The 19,382-nt window shown below is 72.7% G+C and carries 16 protein-coding genes; 7 read left to right on the top strand and 9 right to left on the bottom strand.

Annotated features, from left to right (window positions below):
* Positions 1–102: 102 nt before the first annotated feature.
* Positions 103–489: a VOC family protein gene (locus ACH4EB_RS24425; RefSeq protein ID WP_398349716.1), complete on the bottom strand. Its 387-nt coding sequence runs from the start codon at positions 487–489 to the stop codon at positions 103–105.
* Positions 490–819: 330 nt separating this feature from the next.
* Between ACH4EB_RS24425 and ACH4EB_RS24420 the strand changes: the two genes are divergently transcribed.
* Positions 820–1,494, top strand: a complete 675-nt coding sequence (locus tag ACH4EB_RS24420) for a hypothetical protein (protein ID WP_398349715.1) — start codon at positions 820–822, stop codon at positions 1,492–1,494.
* A gap of 105 nt (positions 1,495–1,599) precedes the next feature.
* Here the strand turns inward: ACH4EB_RS24420 and ACH4EB_RS24415 are convergent, their stop codons facing one another.
* The 4 genes from ACH4EB_RS24415 to ACH4EB_RS24400 form a co-directional block, all read right to left on the bottom strand.
* Positions 1,600–2,016, bottom strand: a complete 417-nt coding sequence (locus ACH4EB_RS24415; RefSeq protein ID WP_398349714.1) for an SRPBCC family protein — start codon at positions 2,014–2,016, stop codon at positions 1,600–1,602.
* A gap of 270 nt (positions 2,017–2,286) precedes the next feature.
* A complete protein-coding gene (locus ACH4EB_RS24410) occupies positions 2,287–3,663 on the bottom strand; it encodes a hypothetical protein (RefSeq protein WP_398349712.1) in 1,377 nt (458 codons plus the stop codon).
* A gap of 524 nt (positions 3,664–4,187) precedes the next feature.
* Entirely contained in the window at positions 4,188–4,889 is a 702-nt protein-coding gene (locus ACH4EB_RS24405) for a ribonuclease H (RefSeq protein ID WP_398349711.1), read from the bottom strand.
* 108 nt (positions 4,890–4,997) lie between these two features.
* Positions 4,998–6,053 carry an esterase/lipase family protein gene (locus ACH4EB_RS24400; RefSeq protein ID WP_398349710.1) on the bottom strand — a complete coding sequence of 352 codons (1,056 nt, stop codon included), beginning with the start codon at positions 6,051–6,053 and terminating at the stop codon, positions 4,998–5,000.
* 389 nt (positions 6,054–6,442) lie between these two features.
* Between ACH4EB_RS24400 and ACH4EB_RS24395 the strand changes: the two genes are divergently transcribed.
* Positions 6,443–7,648, top strand: coding sequence for a helix-turn-helix domain-containing protein (locus ACH4EB_RS24395; protein ID WP_398349708.1), 1,206 nt, complete (start codon positions 6,443–6,445; stop codon positions 7,646–7,648).
* A 159-nt stretch (positions 7,649–7,807) separates the two neighbouring features.
* On the opposite strand, the gene ACH4EB_RS24390 is transcribed toward ACH4EB_RS24395, so the two are convergent.
* Positions 7,808–8,137, bottom strand: a complete 330-nt coding sequence (locus tag ACH4EB_RS24390) for a DUF3140 domain-containing protein (protein ID WP_398349707.1) — start codon at positions 8,135–8,137, stop codon at positions 7,808–7,810.
* A gap of 419 nt (positions 8,138–8,556) precedes the next feature.
* On the opposite strand from ACH4EB_RS24390, the gene ACH4EB_RS24385 reads away from it, so the two are divergent.
* Positions 8,557–8,739 carry a hypothetical protein gene (locus ACH4EB_RS24385; RefSeq protein ID WP_398349706.1) on the top strand — a complete coding sequence of 61 codons (183 nt, stop codon included), beginning with the start codon at positions 8,557–8,559 and terminating at the stop codon, positions 8,737–8,739.
* Positions 8,740–8,825: 86 nt separating this feature from the next.
* On the opposite strand, the gene ACH4EB_RS24380 is transcribed toward ACH4EB_RS24385, so the two are convergent.
* The 3 genes from ACH4EB_RS24380 to ACH4EB_RS24370 all read right to left on the bottom strand — a co-directional run bounded on the left by ACH4EB_RS24380 (position 8,826) and on the right by ACH4EB_RS24370 (position 12,223).
* Positions 8,826–9,881: a chitinase gene (locus tag ACH4EB_RS24380; RefSeq protein WP_398349705.1), complete on the bottom strand. Its 1,056-nt coding sequence runs from the start codon at positions 9,879–9,881 to the stop codon at positions 8,826–8,828.
* A 405-nt stretch (positions 9,882–10,286) separates the two neighbouring features.
* The gene (locus tag ACH4EB_RS24375) at positions 10,287–11,612 is read right to left on the bottom strand and encodes an MFS transporter (RefSeq protein WP_398349703.1); all 1,326 of its coding nucleotides are present in this window, start codon (positions 11,610–11,612) and stop codon (positions 10,287–10,289) included.
* Positions 11,609–12,223, bottom strand: a complete 615-nt coding sequence (locus ACH4EB_RS24370) for a helix-turn-helix domain-containing protein (protein ID WP_398349702.1) — start codon at positions 12,221–12,223, stop codon at positions 11,609–11,611. Before ACH4EB_RS24370 ends, ACH4EB_RS24375 begins: the two co-directional genes overlap by 4 nt.
* Positions 12,224–12,525: 302 nt before the next feature.
* Here ACH4EB_RS24370 and ACH4EB_RS24365 point away from each other — a divergent pair, with 302 nt between their 5' ends.
* The 4 genes from ACH4EB_RS24365 to ACH4EB_RS24350 all read left to right on the top strand — a co-directional run bounded on the left by ACH4EB_RS24365 (position 12,526) and on the right by ACH4EB_RS24350 (position 19,346).
* A complete protein-coding gene (locus ACH4EB_RS24365; RefSeq protein WP_398349723.1) occupies positions 12,526–14,919 on the top strand; it encodes a HelD family protein in 2,394 nt (797 codons plus the stop codon).
* Between the two features lie 229 nt (positions 14,920–15,148).
* Positions 15,149–16,183: an alpha/beta fold hydrolase gene (locus ACH4EB_RS24360; protein WP_398349700.1), complete on the top strand. Its 1,035-nt coding sequence runs from the start codon at positions 15,149–15,151 to the stop codon at positions 16,181–16,183.
* A 309-nt stretch (positions 16,184–16,492) separates the two neighbouring features.
* A complete protein-coding gene (locus tag ACH4EB_RS24355) occupies positions 16,493–18,511 on the top strand; it encodes a SpoIIE family protein phosphatase (protein WP_398349698.1) in 2,019 nt (672 codons plus the stop codon).
* 118 nt (positions 18,512–18,629) lie between these two features.
* On the top strand, positions 18,630–19,346 hold the full coding sequence (locus tag ACH4EB_RS24350; protein ID WP_398349697.1) for a class I SAM-dependent methyltransferase: 717 nt from the start codon (positions 18,630–18,632) through the stop codon (positions 19,344–19,346).
* The last annotated feature ends 36 nt before the right edge of the window (positions 19,347–19,382 follow it).

Raw genomic sequence — 19,382 nt, 5'->3', positions numbered from 1 at the left:
TGGCCCGACGGAATTCCGTCGGGCCACCGCCCGGTCCCTTTGTGCCGGAACGTATGCGCGGAATTCATCGGCCTCGGGCGGCAGGCCGTGGCAACTCGGCTCTCAGTCCTCGGCGTCCTGCGGATACCAGCGCAGTTCGACCGTGTTGCCGTCCGGGTCCAGGACGTACAGGGACTGCGCGTCGCCCCGGGCGCCGTAGCGCCGGCCGGGGCCGTCGACGACCGTGAAGACGCCGGAGTCGATGACCTGCTGCCAGTCCAGCGGCTCGACGACCAGGCAGATGTGGTCGACGTTGGACTCGCCGCGGTCCCCTTCGACGAGGTCGATGATGGTCGTCGGGCTCACGCGGACGGAGGGGAACGGGGCTCGGCCCGCGCGCCACTCCTCGACGCGTACCGGTTCGAGGCCGAGCGGGCCGCAGTAGAAGTCGAGGGCGCGTTCGGCGTCCGCGACGTTGAGGACCAGGTGGTCGAAGGCGATGACGCGCATGGGTTCGTCCGTCTCCTGTGGGTGAAGGGGCTCGTGCGGTGCGGTCCGCCGCTGGTCGGCGGGCCGGGATGGACGATAGTGGCCGCGGCCGGCCGTGTGATCAGGCGACGGACCTGGGTCTGAGGTCCCGGTCGGTGCCGAGGAGGCCGATTGCGTGTTGATCTAGACCAATCGGGACGTTGTGCAATCAACTACAACTTTACCGGCACTTGGTGTTATGGGGACTCTGTTTACACCAGCCTCTCAGGCAACAGGCGGCGGCCGTGGCCCGGTTGACGGGCCAACCATCCGCCGCGTTCACGAGGCAGGGCGAGAGGCAGGAACGGGAACATGACGAAGAACCGCACCGTGCGGTACGGAGGGCGTGCGCTGGTACTCGCGGCGACGGCCGCGGGCCTGGCCGCGGCGATGACCGTGCCCGCCGCGGCGGCCGACGGACCGGACCGCAAGCAGCTCATAGCCGACTGCGCTTCCGGCGAAGGCAAGTGCACCTTCAACGAACCGGTACTCGGCAAGGCGTACCTGGGCGGCTTCCGCCAGGTCTCCAACTCGCTGTACAACTGCACCACCTCGCCCGCCACCCAGTCGATGGGCTGGTCGGACACGGTGGGCTCCACCGACACGGCCGGTGTCTCCGTCACCGCCGGCGGAAAGCTCGCGGGCCTCATCGACCTCAGCGTCACAGCGCAGTACAGCCACACCTGGACCAGCTCGCACACCGAGAACAGCTCGCTGAACATGACGGTCCAGCCCGGCGAGGTGGGCTGGATCTCGCGCGCCCAGGTGATGCAGACCGTCTCCGGCACCTGGCAGACCCACTACGACAGCCCCAAGTGGGGCCACTACTACTGGTTCGTCCCCGACACCGTCACCGGCCCGGCCGCCAACGGTACGGACGGTGTCAGCAACGCGGTCGTGGTCAAGACCCGCAAGATGACGGCCTCCGAGAAGGCGTCCTGCTCCACCGGCGCGCACCGGGGAGAGGCCTTCCAGCTCAAGCGCTGAGGGCCGGCCGCGTACGGGGTGCGTGGCCGTGGCCGCCGGGAGCGGCGGTCCGCGCGGCACCGCGTCCGGCCGTGGACGCGGTGCCCCCGCACGGACGGGTGGGTGTCAGCCGCTGCTGCCGTCGTCCATGCGCAGCCGTACCAGCTCGTCCAGGCGCTCCAGGCTGCGGTCCAGCTCGTCGTTGACCGCGCCGGCGCCGGGGTCGTGCCGCTCGTCGAAGAAGGACAGGTGGACCGTCACCTCGCTGGCACCGCTGCCGATGCCGGAGACCTGGAGCCAGCCGGCGTAACTGCCGTTGTCCCGGGTGCCCCACTCCAGCCGCATCTGGTCCCGCTCGGCCCGGAAGAGGCCCGCCTCGTCCTCGCCCGTACGGTCCTCGTGCACCGTCACGGCCGGCAGGTCCTCCGCCTCCACGTGCAGCCCCTGCGGCATCCAGCTCTCCAGTTGCCCCACGACGCTCGCCTGGTCGAACACATGCTCAGGCAGTGCGGGCATCGTACGGGAACGCTCGTATTCGCTCATGCCAAACCCATCCTCGTCGAAGGCCTTGCCGTGCCCCCTCCGTAACCGTCTGCCCGCGGACGGCGCCCCGAGGCCCGCAACCACCCGTTCGCGGTGACCGGGTCCGCCCTTCAGCCTCACCGGTGACCGGCGGCCGGGCGACCACCGTCCGTCCGGCTGTACCCGGGCCGAAAGGCAGGAGAAAGCCCTCCGCGCGAAGAACCGATCGCGCGGAGGGCACCGGGACCGCACCGGCCGCAGTGGTCGCCGGCCGGTGCGCGTTCCCCGGGGTCAGTCGTCGGAGAGGGACACGTTGTAAACGACCCGGCCGTTCAGCTCGGGGCGGGGGCGTACGTACGTGCGGTACGGGGATTCGTTGGAGACCCAGAGCTGCTCGGTGGCGGGCCAGTACGACAGGTTCTCGGCGGCCGCCGGGGTACGGCTCCACACCCGTACGGGGCCGCCGGAGTCGCCCCGGTAGAGGCAGTACGGCTCACCGAACACCCGGCGGGCGTCCGGGCACATCGCGGTGAAGTAGAACCGTTCGTCCCGCTGGACGACGCCCTGCGGACCGGCCAGCGGGACGCGGTACCCGGCACCGGCCCGCACCAGGCCGCGCTCGTCGGCGCGCAGCAGGTGCGACGCCGGGCTCAGCGGCCACCGCACCACACGGGAGGTGGGGGAGCTGGTCTCGACGGTCACCAGCGACGGCGCGAACGAGGAACCGTGGTCGATGGAGGCGCCGCTGAAGCACGGCGTCTCGCTCGCTCCGCTCCCGCATCCGTTACGGCCGACGAAGGTGTACTGCGCGACCTGAGGCAGCGCGGCCGACTGCCAGTTGGCGCTCACCGAGCCCCGGCTCACCCCCACCCGCCCGGAGGACGTGGTGGTGGCCCACAGATGGCGTACGTCGAAGACGCGCAGCCGCTCGCTGCTGTACAGGAACAGGTAGGGGCCGTACCAGGAGAGGGTGTCGCCGTGCCCCTTCAGCGCGGCGAACCCGCCCTTGCCCTGCGGGGTGACGAGCAGGGCACTGCGGTACCGGGGGCGTCCGCGGCCGGTGACATCCGTGAAGGACACCTTCATGAAGTGGTCGATCTGCTTGGCTCCGCGCCAGGGGCGGTTCCTGGGGTCGCGCGGTGCGCTGGGGTGGTCGTAGCTGGACGCCCAGCTCGCGGCGACGATGCTGCGCCCCTGCCAGCGGCCCGAGCGCGGCTCGGCCTCGCCGGACCCGGTCAGCCCCTGCGGTACGTACGCCCAGCCCAGGTCGTCCGACGAGCCGCGCTGCCAGCAGAAACCGTCCGCGCCGGGCAGCGGCACCCTCGTCGGACAGCGCGACAGGTGAACCGCCGGGTGGGCGCGGGCGTCCAGCCAGGAGGTGAGGGACACGGGGCGCAGCCCGCGGTGGCGCCGTTCGAGCGCGAGCACCCGCCCGCGGTCCGAACCGTCGTACCGGAGCTGGAATCCCTGGTGGCCGATGGGTGTGATGACCCCTTGGGACCTGCCGCCGGGCATCGCGCGCTGCGCGAGCTGCTCGTGTCGGAAGGCCCGCTGCTCACCCTCGTGGGAGTAGCGCGACGAGTCCGCGGCGGCCGGCGGCGGTTCCTGGGACGTTGCCGTCGGGGCGCCGACCGTGAGGGCGGCCGCCAACGACCCGACAGCGGCCACCAGGGCTGTACACCGAGAAAACTTCAATTCTACCAGCCACTCTTTCCGCAATTCCGCCCCCGTGCCGCGCGCACGGCAGCGCCGGGGCGCGGCGCGGTGCGGGTGCGGAGCGGGGGAAGGTGGTTGCAGCGTCACGGGGCTCCCCGAATGGCAGCTCCCTGATCACGGCAGAAAGGATTCCACTGATGGGCCGCCTTGGTGGAGTACGTCGGCGTCAACAGGCGCGTACTTCACCCGTACGAGGTATGCGTGACGAGGGCGAGGCTGGTGCTGAAACGTTTTCGTCAGAAAATAGGATGAGCGTGTGATGGGTATGTCGTGCGGAAAGGCGGTGCGAGACGCGGGAGATGATGTCCCGATGCCCGCGGAATTGCCGGCCGGATTCGCCGCGGCGGCGCGGCGACGATCCGATGAGATCCCTGGAATATCGCTGAATGGCTGCCGATGCCTGCCGGATGCCCACGCATGTCGCCGGAGGCGCCGGCGCCGCCCCGCGGATGTTCCGCGGGACGGCGCGCACGGTGCTATCCGGCCGCTCCGGCGCACGCGGGGTGGCCCCACCCGTCCGGGTTCTTCGCGATCGTCTCGCCCTTGCCGTACGCCTGTCCGCACCGGCACTGGCCAGGGAAACGCGCCTTGACGGACCCCCGCGGCCGGGAGCTCTTGCCCGGCCGCGCGGCCGGGACCCGGGAGGCTCCCGAAGGCCGAGGCCGCCCGCCGGACGCGGCACCGGCCGGCTCCGGCGCGGGGAGCGCGGAGCCCAGGGCGCTGCTGATGGCCTGCTGGGTGCGCGCGGTCTCGCTGGCGGCGCCGTCCGCCGCCGCGTTCAGCGGATCGCCGTCGACCTGGTGGGCCGGTACGTACACGAACTCCACCGACCGCCCGGTGAGCAGCTCGTCGATGCCGACGATCAGGTCGCGGTTGGCCACCGGCTTGCCCGCCGCGGTCTTCCAGCCCTTCTTCCGCCAGCCCGGCAGCCAGGTGGTGACCGCCTTCATCGCGTACTGCGAGTCCATCCGCACCTGGAGCGGCACGGCGGGGTCGGTGGCCGCCAACAGCTCCCGCAGCGCGGTCAGTTCCGCCACGTTGTTGGTCGCGGTCCCCAGCGGGCCGGCCGCCCAGCGCTCCACCGTGCCCGCGCCGTCCCCGACGACCCATGCCCAGGCCGCGGGCCCGGGGTTCCCCTTCGACGCCCCGTCGCACGCGGCTGTGATCTGTTCTGCCATCCCTCGATACTGCCAGCCTTCGCGGCCCGCGCCGACCACGGGCCCGCCGGGCCCCGGTGGCCCCGGTGGGCAGACGGCCGGCCGCCTGCCCACCGGGGCCCGGCCGGCTCAGCAGGTGGGGCGCTGGGCGTGTGCCGGGTCGAGGGCGTTCAGGACGAGGCGGGTCGCCGTCCGGTCGTAGGTGATGTTGATGTGGGCGGTGGTGTTGATGAGGCAGTGGCCCTGGATCGTCTCGTTGCTGACGTTGCGGGCCGGTGCCAGGAAGGCCGAGGTGTACGGGGTCACGACCTCGTCGTACCAGGTGGCGATCACGGTGTAGTCGACGGCCGGGACGGTCTCGCCGCCCGCGTTGAGCTCCTTCAGGAAGCGCGAGCCGACGATCTGCTGCTCGCAGGCGGGACAGGCCGCGCCGAGCACGGCATCGGCGCCGGGGACCAGGCGGGCCAGCAGGCCGAGGCCGAGGAGCGAGGTGCCGTGGTTGGACGGGACGAGGGCCACGAGCCTGCCGACCTTCGCCGCTCCGCCCAGGTTCTTGATGTAGTGCCGCGGCAGCATGCCGCCCTGCGAGTGCCCGACGATGTCGACCTTGTCCACGCCGGTCGCCGACCGCACCCGCTCGACGAACGCGGCGAGCTGCCCCGCCGACTCGGCGATGTCGCCGGTGCCCAGGACGGGGCCGGCGGACCCGCCGTAGTTGAGGGCGAAGACGCAGTACCCGGCGTCCTTGAGCTTGGGGGAGAGCGCGGCCCAGTTGGCGTACCGGTTCTCGAAGGTGCCGTGGACGAGGACGACCGGGCGGGGGTGTGCCGGGCCCGGCTTGCACGACCAGTCGTTGGCGCCGGTGGGCAGGACGGTCGGCCTGGTCGCCGAGTAGAGGAAGGCGGACAGGAAGTTGCCCTGCGGCGGCCCGACGGGGTCGGCGCCTGCGGAAGCGCCCGCCGCTTCGGCGGCCCTGACCGCGCGTGCCGTCCCGGTCGCGGTGGCCGCGCGTGCCGTCCCGGTCGCCGTCCGTGCGGCCGCCGGCGCGGTGGCCGCCGTCCGCGCCGTCTCGGCCGCCGTCCGCGCTGTCGCGGGTGCCGCGGTCGCTCCGGCCAGTCCCAGGCCGGCCGCGACCGCGAGTCCGGTCAGTGCGGCGATCGGCCGTCTCCGGTGTCTTGCGCGCATGGTCCCGTTGCTGCGCATCAGTTGTTCTCCTCATGCCGTGGTTCGGTACGGGCGCCACAAGGGCGGACGCCACGGCGCCGGACCGGCGTACCGAGGCCGCGTGGTGCGGAGCGGCCGCCGGGGAGCTACCGGCGCGTAACGTCGGGACCACGCTCGCGCGGTACGGCTGATCGCACCAGAGGGCCCGGTGCGAGATGAGGAAAGATGTCATCCGCGTGACACTTCGGCGGACCGCCGGGTCAGCCGCCGCAGCCTCCGGAGCCCGGGACCGGGGCGGGTGCGGGACGCTCGCCGTCCGCACGAGGCTGGACCGGCGGGGCCGGGCGGGGGCACGATCCCGGCCCGGGGACACGCGAGTCGCGTCGCCGACGGTCCGGAGGAGGCCTGCGATGCACGTCCCGCCGGTTGACACGTTCGCACGCGGCCCGTGGCACGAACTGCCCGCCTCCTTCGGCGCGTTGCTCCGGCCGCGGATCGACGCCATCGCGTCGGCCATGGTCGAGGCCATCCGGCAGGAGGTGCCCGCCTACCGGCGCCCGCTCGACTCCTCCGTGGGCCGGGACCTGGTCGCCTCGGTGTGCCGTGCGATGCGCCAGTTCGCGGAGCTGACGGAGGCCCCCGAGAGCCCGCAGGATCACCACGTACGGCACTTCCGTCACTTGGGACGCGTGGAGTTCCTCAACGGGCGCACCACCGACGGGCTCCAGGCCGCCTTCCGGGTCGGCGCGCGGGTGGGCAGCCGCCGCTACGCGGAGATCGCCCGGACGGCCTCGCTGCCCACCGAGATCGTCCTGCCGCTGCACGAAGCCGTACTGACGCACATCAACGCGCTGTCCAACGAGGCGGTCAAGGGCTTCGTCGCCGCCCAGACCCGCGCGGAGGGCGAGGTGCAGCGCAACCGGCGGGCCCTGGCGCAGGCGTTGCTGGAACAGCCGCGCGGCACCCCCGGCGAACCGCTCGAAACCCTCGCGGCACGGGCCCGCTGGCCGCTGCCCGGCACGGTCGCCTGCCTCGTCGTACGCGGTGCGGCGGGCAGCCGCCGCACCGTGCCGTGGTCGGACGCGCTGGTACTGCCGCGCGGCACGGATCTCGTCGTGATCCTCCCGGAACCGGCCGGCGGCGGCCCGGCCGGGGCCGAGGGCGTACGCGCCACGGTCCGCGGCCGTACCGCGGCGCTCGGGCCGGCCGTCGCGCCGCACGACGCCTGGCTGTCCCTGGTCTGCGTACGGCTCGCGCTCAACCACCACCGGGACACCGGCGCGCCGGAAGGGGAACTCCTCGTCGTCGGCGACCGGCTGGCCGATGTCCACCTGCTCGGCGGCGCCCACATCGGGCGCCTGCTGGGGGACCGGCTGCTCGGTGTCCTCGACGGGCTGCCCGCAGGCCGGGCGGCACGGCTGGCCGAGACGCTCGACGCGCTCCTGATGTCATGGGGCCGCACCGCACCCGAGGTCGCCCAGGCCCTCGGCATCCACCCGCAGACGGCCCGCAAACGCCTGCGGCAACTGGACACCCTCTTCGACGGCCGGCTCGCCGACCCCGGCTTCCGCTTCGGGGCACTGGTGGCTCTGCGTACGCGCGCGCTGCGGAGGTGAGCCGGCCGGCCGTCCGTATAGGGCGGCGCAGACGCGTACGTGCTGGGCGGTGACCGCGTGGCCGAATCTGCTGAGTGAGGGCCGGGCGGCCCTCGTGCGTGCTGAGAGACGGCCGCGCCGCCCCCGTAAGTGCTGAGTGGCGGCCGCGCGGCCCGCCGCTCACTCCTTCAGCGGGTCGTGACCGATGTCCATCAGGCCGTGGCGCCAGTCCGCGCCGCCGGCCTTCGGGTCGGTGCCCTCCGGGTGCTGGCTGCCGACGATCTCGACGACGCGGCGCATGGCCTCGGCGTCGCTCCCGGTGAGGTCGGTGCGGCGCTTGCCCAGGATCTCCAGCACCTGCCGCCCGAGGGGCCGCCCGGCCCGGTCGGGGACCTCCTCGCTGTTCTCGCCCGCGGCCTCGACGTTCAGCCACTCCCGCAGCTCACGTGAGGTCATGTTCACGGCCTTGTGGAACTCGTCCCACAGCTCGTCGCCGACCTGCGCTGTCATGGACGCCTCCTGGAGATCGTTTCGAACGTACGCACACTGGGTGTCCAGCGGCCCGCCCGGACAAACCCGGCGATCGGCCGTTCCGGTACGCGGGGGCGTCCTACGGGCGGCGCGGTACGCCGGGGGCGGCCCACGGGCGACAGCGACCTCGTACGACAGCGCGTCGGCCGACACCGGCGGATTCGGCTCGACGGCCAGGGCGCGAGTGAATCCCGGAGCCTGGAATTCCCCGGAATTCCCTGGAATTCCCCGCGATTCCCGCCAGCGAACCGGCCCTGCAACGAGGGCGCTGAACGCTGATCCGAATTTCCCGAAGTCACGTTCATCAATCACCCGCGCAGGCCCCGTTCTCCCGGACCCGTCCGTGATCCGGGCCCCGGGGCACCGACGGTCACCGGGGTGATGGGACAATGGCGGTGATGATTAAGGAAGACCACCGCAGCGAGAACCAGACCGACCCGGCCGCCTCCGAGAACGCCGAGGCGGACACCGTACGGCGGCAGGCCCGGCTGACCCTGGCCGGCCAGGCCCGCGACGCCGACGAGCTGAAGATGCTCCTGGAGATGCTGGGCCTGCACCCCTCCCAGGAGGGCGAGAGCTGAGCCCGTACGCGGGTGGGACCGGTGCGTGACCGGCCCCACCCGCGTACGAGCTTCGCTCGACGGGCTCCGCTCGCCGGTCTCCGGGATCAGCGCCCCTGGAGCGCTTTGACGTTGTTGCCGAACGACCACGCCTTGGCGCCGTCCCAGTTGAGCGACCAGGTCATCAGGCCCTTCAGCCCGCCCCGGTAGGTGTTCCACGCCTGGCCCACCAGGCCCGGCGACAGGTAGCCGCCGCCCGCCCCCGGCTGCGCGGGCAGGCCGGGCACCTGCTTGTCGTACGGGACCTTGATGGTCGTACCCTGGACGACCAGGCCCTTGTTCAGGCAGTCGGTCTGCGCCGTGAAGCCCTTGACGGTGCCGGCGGAGTACGCGTCGCCGGAGCAGCCGTACATACTGCCGTTGTAGTACTGCATGTTCAGCCACCAGAGCCGGCCGTTGTCCGCGTACTTCTTCACGATGGGCAGGTACGCGCCCCAGATCGAGCCGTACGTCACACTGCCCCCGGTGACGTACGCGGTCTCCGGCGCCATCGTCAGGCCGAAGTCCGCCGGCATCCTGGCGAGCACGCCGTCGATGATGCGGATCAGGTTGGCCTGCGAGGCCGACAGCGTGTTGATGTTGCCGCTGCCGGTGAGCCCGGTCTCGATGTCGATGTCGATGCCGTCGAAGTTGTACTTCTTCAGGATCGGCACCACCGTCTCCACGAACCGGTCGGCGACCTTGCTGGAGCTGAGGTCGATACCGGCCGCGGCGCCGCCGATGGACATCAGGATCGTCTGGCCCGCGGCCTTGGCCGCGCACATCTCGGCGGGCGTCGCGACCTTGACGGTCGCGTCCATGCCGTCCTCCCAGAGCACCGTGCCGTCCGAGCGGATGACGGGGAAGGCGGCGTTGAGCACGTTGTAGCCGTGCTCGCGGATCCGGGGGTCGGTGATCGGGGTCCAGCCGAACGGCGGGTGGACGCCGTTGGCCGCGCCGTCCCAGTTCTCCCAGTAGCCCTGGAGGACCTTGCCCGCGGGCTTGGACTTGACCGGGCAGGTGGTTTCCCGTGGCGCGGCACCCGGGGCCGCGGCGGTCAGCAGTGATACGGCGCAGGCCGTCGCCAGACCGGTTCCGAGCAGGCGGGACGCCCGACCGAACATGATGTGCTCCTTTCCGGCCGTGGCCGGCGGTGACTGAGGGGGGACCCGATGGAGCGTGGAGAAGTGACGCGCGGGTGGAGCGGGGTGCGGAGGGTGGCGCGTGCGAGGGTGATGCGCGGTGCTGGTGGTGCTGAGCGGCCATGCGCGGCACGGGTGGGGGAGGGGACTCTTGGTGCACGGGGGCTGAGAACCGCACTTCACGCTGCCCGAACCGTAGGGTGACCCACCGAGACCGTCAATAGGTCTGGACCAACTCGGTACGGGGGGCGCGCCCCCCCCGCGTCCGCCGGTACGCCTCCCGTACATCACCTGCACGTCACACCGGCATGTACGCCTGCACGTCACACCAGCACGTCACACCAGCGCGTACGCCCGCATGTCACACCAGCACGGCATGCCCACACGTCACGACCGGGATGCCGCCGGCTCCCCGGCGCCTCCGGCCGACAGCCCGTCACCGCCCGGCTCCGGCTCCTGAGGAGACACCGGCAGGTCACGGACCCGCCGCAGTGGCGAGCAGAGCAGGAACACGGCGGCCAGCGGAATGCCCGCCGTGGTGATCCACATGGCCGTACGCAGGCCGAACGCGGAACCGAGCGCACCGCCGAGCAGCGCGCCGAGCGGGATCGTGCCGTAGCCGAGGAAGGTCGTACCGGCGGTGACGCGGCCGAGGAGGTGCGGCGGACAGTAGCGCTGCTGGAAGCCCGCCTTGATCACGTTTCCGGCCACCACGCCCGCGGCGACGCAGCAGCCCCCGGCGATGAAGAACACGACCCCGGCGCCGTCGGAGGTCAGCGGGATCAGCAGCGCGAACAGCGCGAGGCCGAACTCGAACAGCAGCGTCGCGCGGGCCGTACCCATCCGCGCGGCGGCCCGGCGGGCGAGGAAGGCGCCCGCCACGCCCCCGGCGCCGGTCGCGGCGGCCAGGCCGCCGACCAGCGCGGGGGACAGACCGACGCTCCGGCCGAGGAACACCACCCGGATCGTCTGGTACCCCATCAGGGCGAGGTTGGAGGCGGCGCCGAACAGCGTCAGCGTACGGAGCCAGGGATCACCGGCGACCAGCCGCAGCCCCTCGCCGACCTCACCGGCGAGCGCCCCGGGGCGCCGCTCCGCGCGGCGGACGCGGGGTTCGCGGTGCCGAATGCCCGCCAGGCACAGCAGCGCGACGAGGAAGGTCGCGGCCTGGGCGAACATTCCGTTCACCGCCCCCGCCGCCTGTGTGATCAGCCCGCCGGAACCGAGCCCGGCGACCTGCGCGGCGGACGCGCTGCCGTGCAGCTTGGCATTGCCCTCGGCCTGGTCGTCGGGGGCCAGGATGCTCGGCAGATAGGCGGTGTAGGCGGTCTGGAAGAACACCGTCGCCACGCCCGTCAGCAGGGCGACGGCCAGCAGCAGCCCCGTACTCAGCCCACCGCACCACGCGGCCACCGGCACACCGGCGAACAGCGCGCAGGAGACCGCGGCGGAGGCCAGCATGACCGGCCGGCGCCGTAGCCGGTCCACCCAGGCGCCCACCGGCAGGCCGATGACCAGCCACGGCAGCCAGGCCGCGGCGCTCAGCAACCCCACCTCGAACGTCCCGGCGTGCAGGGTGGAGACGGCGACCAGCGGCATCGCCACCCCGGTCACCGACGCGCCGAACTTGCCGGCGGTCTCGCCGCACCACAACAGCCGGAAGTCGCGGTGGCGCCGCAGCAGACCGCCACGCCGCTCCGCGTCCCGGCTCACGCGTCGCCCCGCGCTCTGCGCGGGAAGGACTGCAACTGCACGACGACCGGAAGCGCGTCCGGCGCGGCGGCGCCCGGGGCAGCGGCGTACCGGGCGATGACCTCGGTCAATTCCGCGTTCAACGCCTTGAGTTGCTCGGGTGTCAGCCGCAGATCGTGCCAGTCCGCGACGGTACCGGCCTGCCGCCAGGTCTCGTCCCAGTCCTCGTTGACGTAGTCCGTGACCCGGTTGAAGTACTGCTGCACCAGTTCGTGCAGGTAGACGGAGAGGGCGCCCCGGGAGTCGGGGTCGTCGCGGAAGTCGGCGGTGTTCAGGTCGTTGGTGACCTCCACCCGCTTCCACCAGCGTTCGCGTTTGGTGCCGCGCCCGGTCTCCTCCTCGATGAATCCGTGCTCGGCGAGATGGCGCAGGTGCCAGCTCACGGTGCCGGTGTTCTCCCCGAGACGTTCGGAGAGCCGCGCGGACGTGGCCGGCCCGTCGAGCGTGAGCAACTCGAAGATACGCATCCGCAGCGGGTGGGCCAGCCCCCGCAGGCTGCGCGCGTCCAGACGGCGGGCGGAGCGGGGGGTCGAGGGGCGGGCGGTGGCGGTGTGTACAAAGTGGTCGGGCATGAGGGGCAGCCTAGGGTGCAGAGAGTTCTCTGCACAGGGGTGCAGAGAACTCTCTGCAAGATGGATCGATCGGCGGTCGATCCCGGCAAGGTCAAGCTCTGGCCGGCCCCCGCCCCGACCCCGGCCCGCCTCGACCCCGGTCGTTCCCGCGTCCCGCGGAATACAAAAACCCCGGTCCGTATTGACGGCCGGGGTGAATCTCTGCGTATATTAGGCGTTTGCATGTCTCAATAATCATTCCATGCATTGATCGCCACTAAAAGACACTCTATCGGAGCGGAGTTGAATTGTCAAACGAGGAATTGCGGCAGGAGCAGGAATTCACCGATCTGCTCTACGAGCGCCTCGCCGAACTGCGGACCGGAGCCGAGTCCGCCGTACAGCGCGCGCTGCCGCTGGAGGGGAACAACTTTCAGGCGCGGCTGGAGCGCGATGTGACGGTGGCCGAGCAGTCCGGGCTGCTGGCCGCCCTCGACGCCGGGGAGAACGGTCTGTGTTTCGGCCGCCTCGCCTTCCGTGACGGCGCCGACCACCACATCGGCCGCATCGGCATCCGCCGCGACGACGCCGACCGTACGCCGATGGTCATCGACTGGCGGGCCGATGTCGCCCGCCCCTTCTACCTCGCCACCGGCCACACCCCCATGGGTCTGCGCCGCCGGCGCCACATCACCACCCAGGGGCGGCGGGTCACCGCCCTGCACGACGAGATCCTGGACCTCGCCGACACCGAACGCACCGGCCACGAGGGCTCCGACGCGGACGCCGTGCTCCTGGCGGCGCTCGATGCCGCCCGTACCGGCCGGATGCACGACATCGTGCAGACCATCCAGGCCGAGCAGGACCGGATCATCCGCGCCCCGCACCACGGCGTCATGGTCGTGGAGGGAGGCCCGGGCACCGGCAAGACCGCCGTCGCCCTGCACCGCGCCGCGTACCTGCTGTACGCGCACCGCGAGCAGCTCGCCCGCCGCGCCGTGCTGATCGTCGGCCCCAATCCGGCCTTCCTCGGCTACATCGAGGAGGTGCTGCCCTCGCTCGGTGAGACGGGCGTGCTGCTCGCCACGCCGGCCGAGCTGTTCCCCGGCGTGACCGCGACCGGTACGGACACCGCGCGCGCCGCCGAGGTCAAGGGCGGTGCGGCGATGGCGGACGCGCTGGCGGCGTACGTACGCGACCGGCAGGCCCTGCCCGACCCCGCCCTCGTCATCGACCACGAGGACGGCGAACTGCTGCTGGACGCGGACATCGCGTCCGCCGCCCGGGAGCACGCGCGCACCACCCGGCTGCCGCACAACCTCGCCCGCCCGTACTTCGCCTTCCACGTCATCGACGCGCTCACCGCGCAGTTGGCCGACCGTATCGGCGCCGACCCGTACGGCGGGCCCAACCTGCTCGGCCCGGACGACATCGCCCAGCTCGGCAAGGCGGTCGCGGCCGCCCCCGAGGTGCACGCCGCGATTCAGGAGCTGTGGCCCGAACTGACCCCGCAGCAACTGGTCGCCGACTTCCTCGCCGACCCCGTCCACCTCCCGGACGCCGACGCGGACGCGATCCGCCGGTCCAACGGCCACCACGGCCCCTGGCCGGCGGAGGACGACTGGACGCCGGCGGACATTGCGCTGCTCGACGAGGCCGCCGAACTCCTCGGCGAGGACGACTCGGCGGCCCGCGCCGCCCAGGAGGCGGAACGTCAGGAGCGGATCAAGTACGCGCAGGGCGTGCTCGACCTCTCCTACGGCTCCCGCACCCAGGAGTTCGAGGACAAGGACGACGAGGACTCCGAGGTGCTGGCCGCGCACGACCTCATCGACGCGGACCGGCTCGCCGACCGGCAGGAGGAGGCCGACCACCGCAGCGCCGCCGAACGGGCCGCGGCCGACCGCACCTGGGCCTTCGGCCACATCATCGTGGACGAGGCGCAGGAACTGTCGGCGATGATGTGGCGGCTGCTGATGCGCCGCTGCCCGACCCGCTCCATGACGCTGGTCGGCGACCCGGCGCAGACCGCGGAGCCGGGCGGCTGCGGCACCTGGGAGTCGATCCTCGCGCCGTACGTGGACGACCGCTGGGAACTGGTCCGGCTGGGTGTCAACTACCGCACCCCCAGCGAGATCATGGACATCGCGGCCGAGGTGCCCCGCGCCACGGACGCCTCCTTCGCACCGCCGCGCTCGATCCGCTCCACCGGCGTACGGCCCTGGGCCCTCGGCACCGCCGCCGGCGACCTGCCGCGAGCGGTCGCCGACGCGGTGGTACGGGAGACGGCCGACGGCGCCAGGACGCGGCCGGCGGACGCGGCGGAGGGCGGCAACGGCGGTACGGCGGAAGGCGGCCCGGGGGAGGGCCGGCTCGCGGTCATCGCTCCGCGGTCCCACCACCCGGCCCTGTCCGCCACGCTGTCCGCCGCCCTGCCGGACGTGTCCACCGGCGCGGACCTCGACCTGACCCGCCCGGTGGTCCTGCTCGACCCCCGGCAGGCCAAGGGCCTGGAGTTCGACACCGTGATCGTGGTCGAACCGGCCGAGTTCGGCACCAGCGACCTGTACGTCGCCCTCACCAGGGCGACGCAGCGGCTGGGCGTGGTGCACGCCGGGGCGCTGCCGGCGTCGCTGCGGTCGCTCGCGGAAGGGGGCACGCAAGGGGCCGCGGATACGGACGCGGTCGCCGAAGCCGTCGGCGGCCCGGGACGCTGACCGTACGGCGTACATCGCACCCCGTACGACGCATCCACCTCGCCGACCGTACGGTACGGGCGCCGCACACCCGGTGCGGCGCCCGTACCGCCCGGCTCGTGAGCCGTTTGCCGAACCGGCAACAACCCTTGGGGGACGGGCCACCCGTACCGGATGCTCACGCCGACGGCCCAGGGACGCAACACGCCGCCCCCAGTACGCCGCCGGACGACGGAACGAGGAGCCCGCCATGCCCCAGCACACCGACGCGCCCAGCCCGACCGAAGACCCGACCGGAGACCCGACCGGGAACCGGGCCACGCACCGTGCCGAACACCGTCTGGTGGAGGTCCCCGGTGGCCGAATCCACCTGGTGGAGCAGGGCACCGGCCCTCTGGTGCTGCTGCTCCACGGCTTCCCCGAGACCTGGCGTTCCTGGCGCCACCAGCTCCCGGCCCTGGCCGCCGCGGGCTTCCGTGCCGTCGCCGTCGATGTCCGCGGCTACGGCCGGTCCTCGAAGCCCGCCGACATCGCGGCGTACCGGATGACGGCCCACGTCGCCGACAACGCCGCGGTCGTACACGCCCTGGGGGAGCGGACCGCGACCGTCGTCGGCCACGACTGGGGCGCCACCATCGCCGCCAACACCGCGCTGCTCAGGCCCGATGTCTTCACCGCCGTGGGACTCCTCGGCGTGCCCTACGCGCCCCGTGGTGGTGTCCGCCCGTCGGACGCCTTCGCGATGATCGGCGGCGACGAGGAGTTCTACGTCGGCTACTTCCAGGAGCCCGGGCGCGCGGAGGCGGAGATCGAGCCGGACGTCCGCGGTTGGCTGGCGGGCTTCTACGCCAGCCTGTCCGCCGGCACCATGGCCCCCGAAGGCAGCCCGAGCTGCTTCTTCGTACCGCCGGGCAAGAAGATGTCCGACCGGTTCGTGCGCGGCGTCCGCCCGGCCTGGCTCAGCGAGGCCGAACTTGCCGAAATGGCTGAAGAGTTCGAGCGTACGGGCCTCACCGGCGGACTCAACCGCTACCGCAACGCCGACCGGGACTGGGAAGATCTCGCCGCCTGGGACGGCGCGCCGATCACCCAGCCCGCGCTCTTCGTCGGCGGCGACCGCGACGCCTCCGCCACCTGGATGGCCGACGCCATCGAGGCTTTCCCCACCACGCTGCCCGGTCTGTCGGCGAACCACCTGCTCCAGGACTGCGGACACTGGATCCAGCAGGAACGGCCCGACGAGGTCAACCGGATCCTCACCGGATGGCTCCGCTCGCTGAACTGACCGAGCCGCGCCCCCGCGCCCCCGCAACACCGCGCCGACGTGATGACCTGCCACCCGGCCACCCTGCCACCCGGCCGCGCGGCAGGAGGAAGGGGCGCGAACCTGACCGGCGTACGGCGTGTCCGCCTCGCCGCGTCCGCCCTCCGGCCGTGCCTGCTGCCCGTGGGGCCCGGCGGACGGATGTGACCCGATGTGGCGTTGGCACTTCACCGAACGTGCCCGGGCCGTACGGTGATACGGAGCGAATACGGGTGTGTGCGGACGGTGCCGTCGGGTGCCCTCCGTGCGGGAGTGAGGAGTTCGGGGCACATGGGCGCAGGTGTGACGGCCGGAGACGACCCCGCCGGGTACGGGCGGCTGCCGTTGGGCGTGGTCGTCGCCGACGGCGACGGGCGGGTGTCGCACTGGAGCAGCGGGGCCGGACGGCTGCTCGGCGTGGAACGCCACGAAGCCGTCGGCAGCCCCCTGTCGGCACTGCTTCCCGTTCTCGGCGCGAGACACGACGAAGAAGCCGCCGCGCCCGCCCGCGCGTTACCGCCCGCACCAAACTCCTGGCGGGAGGTGGAGGACGCGGCCTGCCCGAGAGCCGGGCGGGCCCGCCTCGCCCGCCCGTGCACGTCGCCGGTCGACCTGCTGTGGTGGGCGTACCCACTGAGCGGCCCGGGGCCGGACCGGCTGCTGGTGCTGATCGCCGACGCCACCGCCGTGGACCCGGGCGCCGCCGGTGACCGGCTCGGATGCGGATTCGCGCGGCACGCCACGCTCCCCGGCGGGGACGCGCTGGCGCGGCGGCTGCCGGACATCCTGCCCCGTATGGGCCCGGCCCGCAGCGCCCGCATCGTCGCGCAGGTCCTGGAGTGGGGCTATCCCGTCCTGGAGGTCAGCCGCCACGACACCGTTCCGATCACCGCCGACTGGGGCGTACCGAAGCATGTGCAGCGCCGGAAGCGCAGGAGCGGGTCGGGCGGTACGGCGGCGGGGGCCTCGGCCGACGACGAGGTCGACCTGGAACACGCGGCCGTACGCGAGCGCCTGGAATTCCTGAACGAGGTCTCCGGCCGCATCGGTTCCTCGCTCGACCTGGAGGTCACCATCCGCGAGGTGACCAGCGCGGCCGTCCCCCGGTTCGCCGACTTCGCCGGCACCCATCTGCGCGCCCAGGTCCTGGCCGGCGACGACTTCCCGGACGGCCCGCCCGACGTCACCACCGTCTGGCACCGGGTGTGGGTCGAACACGACGACGAGCCCGGCCGCTGGGACGACACCGTCCCGGTCGGCGAGGCCCTCGCCTTTCCCGAACACACCCCGTTCTTCCAGTGCATGGTCACCGGCGAGCCGGTGCTGATCCCCTGCATCAGCGACGAACTGGGCGACCGGATCTCCGCCCAGTTCGAGAAGCGGGACCTGCGCCCACTGATCAACGGCCGGTCCATCCTGATCGTGCCGCTCAAGGCACGCCACGTCGTCCTCGGTTTCATGGTGCTGCTGCGCCGCAACGGCCGCCGCCGGTTCACCGACATGGACCGCACCACCGGCGCGGAACTCGCGGCGCGCGCCGGGCTCGTCCTGGACAACGCCCGCATGTACACCTACCAGGAGAACGTCGCCGAGACCCTCCAGGACCGTATGCTCCCGCGCGTCGATCCCCACCCGCCCGGCTGCGACGTCGCCACCCGCTACCTGCCGGGCACCCGCCTCGGCCGGGTGGGCGGCGACTGGTTCGACACCATCGGCCTGCCCGGTTCCCGGCTGGCGCTGGTGGTGGGCGACGTGATGGGGCACGGCCTGCACTCGGCGGTCAAGATGGGACAGCTCCGTACGGCGGTGCAGACCCTCGCCGCCCTGGACCTGCCACCCGCCCAGCTCCTGCGCCACCTCGACGACCTCGCCCAGCGGCTCGGCGAACGGTACCTGGCCACCTGCCTGTACGCGGTCTACGACCCGTACACCTCCCGGCTGCACCTCGCCAACGCCGGCCACATCCCGCCCGTCCTGGTACGGGCCGCGGACGGCGGCAGCGAGCTGTTCGACCTGCCGACCGGGGTGCCGATCGGTGTCGGCGGCGTGCCGTTCGAGACCGTCACCCGCGACGTGGCCCCCGGGGACCGCCTGGTGATGTGCACCGACGGCCTCGTGGAGGTCCGTGGCCAGGACATCGGGCACGGGCTCGCGGCGCTGTGCGAGAGCGCCGCCCACCCGGCCGCCTCCATGGACGACGCCTGCGACACGATCATCCGGGCGCTCAACCCGCCGGGCGGCCGCAAGGACGACGTCGCCCTGCTGATGGCACGCCTCAACGGCATCGGCCCGGACCCCACCGGGCCGTGACCGCGGAAGCGACGGCCGGCACCCGGATGCCGAGTGACCGGCCGCCCACATCGCTTGTCGTACCGGCGTACCGGAGATAATCCGGAGCAGGAACGTATCACTGGAGCTGGGAGGGCACATGGACGTGTCGGAGCGGTACCGCGAATCGTGGGAGAGCTACTGGCGCGACACGTCGGACGCTCCCGGCGCGGCCATCTTCGACTGCGACGCCGAACTGAGCGCCGGCCGCCACCTGCCGCTGCTGGCCCCCTTCGCCGACGCCGCACTGCCCATCGTCGACCTGGGGTGCGGCACCGGCACCCAGACCCGCTACCTGGCCCGGCACTTCCCCCAGGCCATCGGTGTGGACCTCGCCGAAGCCGCCGTCGCCCACGCCCGGCGGGCCGACACCGGCGGCGTCGCCCGGTTCGAGCAGCTCGACGCCACCGACCAGGACGCCGTCCGGCGCCTGCACGAGCGCATCGGGGACGCCAACGTCTACCTGCGCGCGGTGATCCACCAGAGCGAACCGGACGCCCGCCCGGCGGTCGCCGCCGCGGTCGCGACCCTGATCGGCGACCGCGGTCGCGCCTTCGTCGTGGAACTGCTCTCCCGCGCCAAGGAGGTCCTGGCCCGTGCCGCCCAGGGCGCGGACGGCCCGCCCGCCAAGCTGGCCAGCATCTTCGCCCACGGCCTGACCCCCGCCGACGCGGACGACGCCACCGTCCCCGGCTTCTTCCACGACCTCGGCCTGCCGGTGCTGGCCAGTGGCGAGATCGACCTGGTGATGACCGAGAACCGCGCGGACGGCGTACGGATCGACCTGCCGGCCCAGTGGATGGTGCTGGGGCGCTGAGCGGGCTCCGCGGGCCGGCGTCCCGCCTCGCCGGTC

It is taken from the genome of Streptomyces sp. NPDC018045 (assembly GCF_044327445.1).
Classification (GTDB): Bacteria; Actinomycetota; Actinomycetes; order Streptomycetales; family Streptomycetaceae; genus Streptomyces.
The sequence above is the reverse complement of the archived record's forward strand: the minus strand, read 5'-3'. Positions and strand labels throughout refer to the sequence as shown.

Excerpts from the sequence above, each read along its gene's own strand:
- ACH4EB_RS24425 (WP_398349716.1), bottom strand. The coding sequence starts at position 489 with ATGCGCGTCATCGCCTTCGACCACCTGGTCCTCAACGTCGCGGACGCC.
- ACH4EB_RS24420 (WP_398349715.1), top strand. The coding sequence starts at position 820 with ATGACGAAGAACCGCACCGTGCGGTACGGAGGGCGTGCGCTGGTACTC.
- ACH4EB_RS24415 (WP_398349714.1), bottom strand. The coding sequence starts at position 2,016 with ATGAGCGAATACGAGCGTTCCCGTACGATGCCCGCACTGCCTGAGCAT.
- ACH4EB_RS24405 (WP_398349711.1), bottom strand. The coding sequence starts at position 4,889 with ATGGCAGAACAGATCACAGCCGCGTGCGACGGGGCGTCGAAGGGGAAC.
- ACH4EB_RS24400 (WP_398349710.1), bottom strand. The coding sequence starts at position 6,053 with ATGCGCGCAAGACACCGGAGACGGCCGATCGCCGCACTGACCGGACTC.
- ACH4EB_RS24395 (WP_398349708.1), top strand. The coding sequence starts at position 6,443 with ATGCACGTCCCGCCGGTTGACACGTTCGCACGCGGCCCGTGGCACGAA.
- ACH4EB_RS24390 (WP_398349707.1), bottom strand. The coding sequence starts at position 8,137 with ATGACAGCGCAGGTCGGCGACGAGCTGTGGGACGAGTTCCACAAGGCC.
- ACH4EB_RS24385 (WP_398349706.1), top strand. The coding sequence starts at position 8,557 with ATGATTAAGGAAGACCACCGCAGCGAGAACCAGACCGACCCGGCCGCC.
- ACH4EB_RS24380 (WP_398349705.1), bottom strand. The coding sequence starts at position 9,881 with ATGTTCGGTCGGGCGTCCCGCCTGCTCGGAACCGGTCTGGCGACGGCC.
- ACH4EB_RS24370 (WP_398349702.1), bottom strand. The coding sequence starts at position 12,223 with ATGCCCGACCACTTTGTACACACCGCCACCGCCCGCCCCTCGACCCCC.
- ACH4EB_RS24360 (WP_398349700.1), top strand. The coding sequence starts at position 15,149 with ATGCCCCAGCACACCGACGCGCCCAGCCCGACCGAAGACCCGACCGGA.
- ACH4EB_RS24355 (WP_398349698.1), top strand. The coding sequence starts at position 16,493 with ATGGGCGCAGGTGTGACGGCCGGAGACGACCCCGCCGGGTACGGGCGG.
- ACH4EB_RS24350 (WP_398349697.1), top strand. The coding sequence starts at position 18,630 with ATGGACGTGTCGGAGCGGTACCGCGAATCGTGGGAGAGCTACTGGCGC.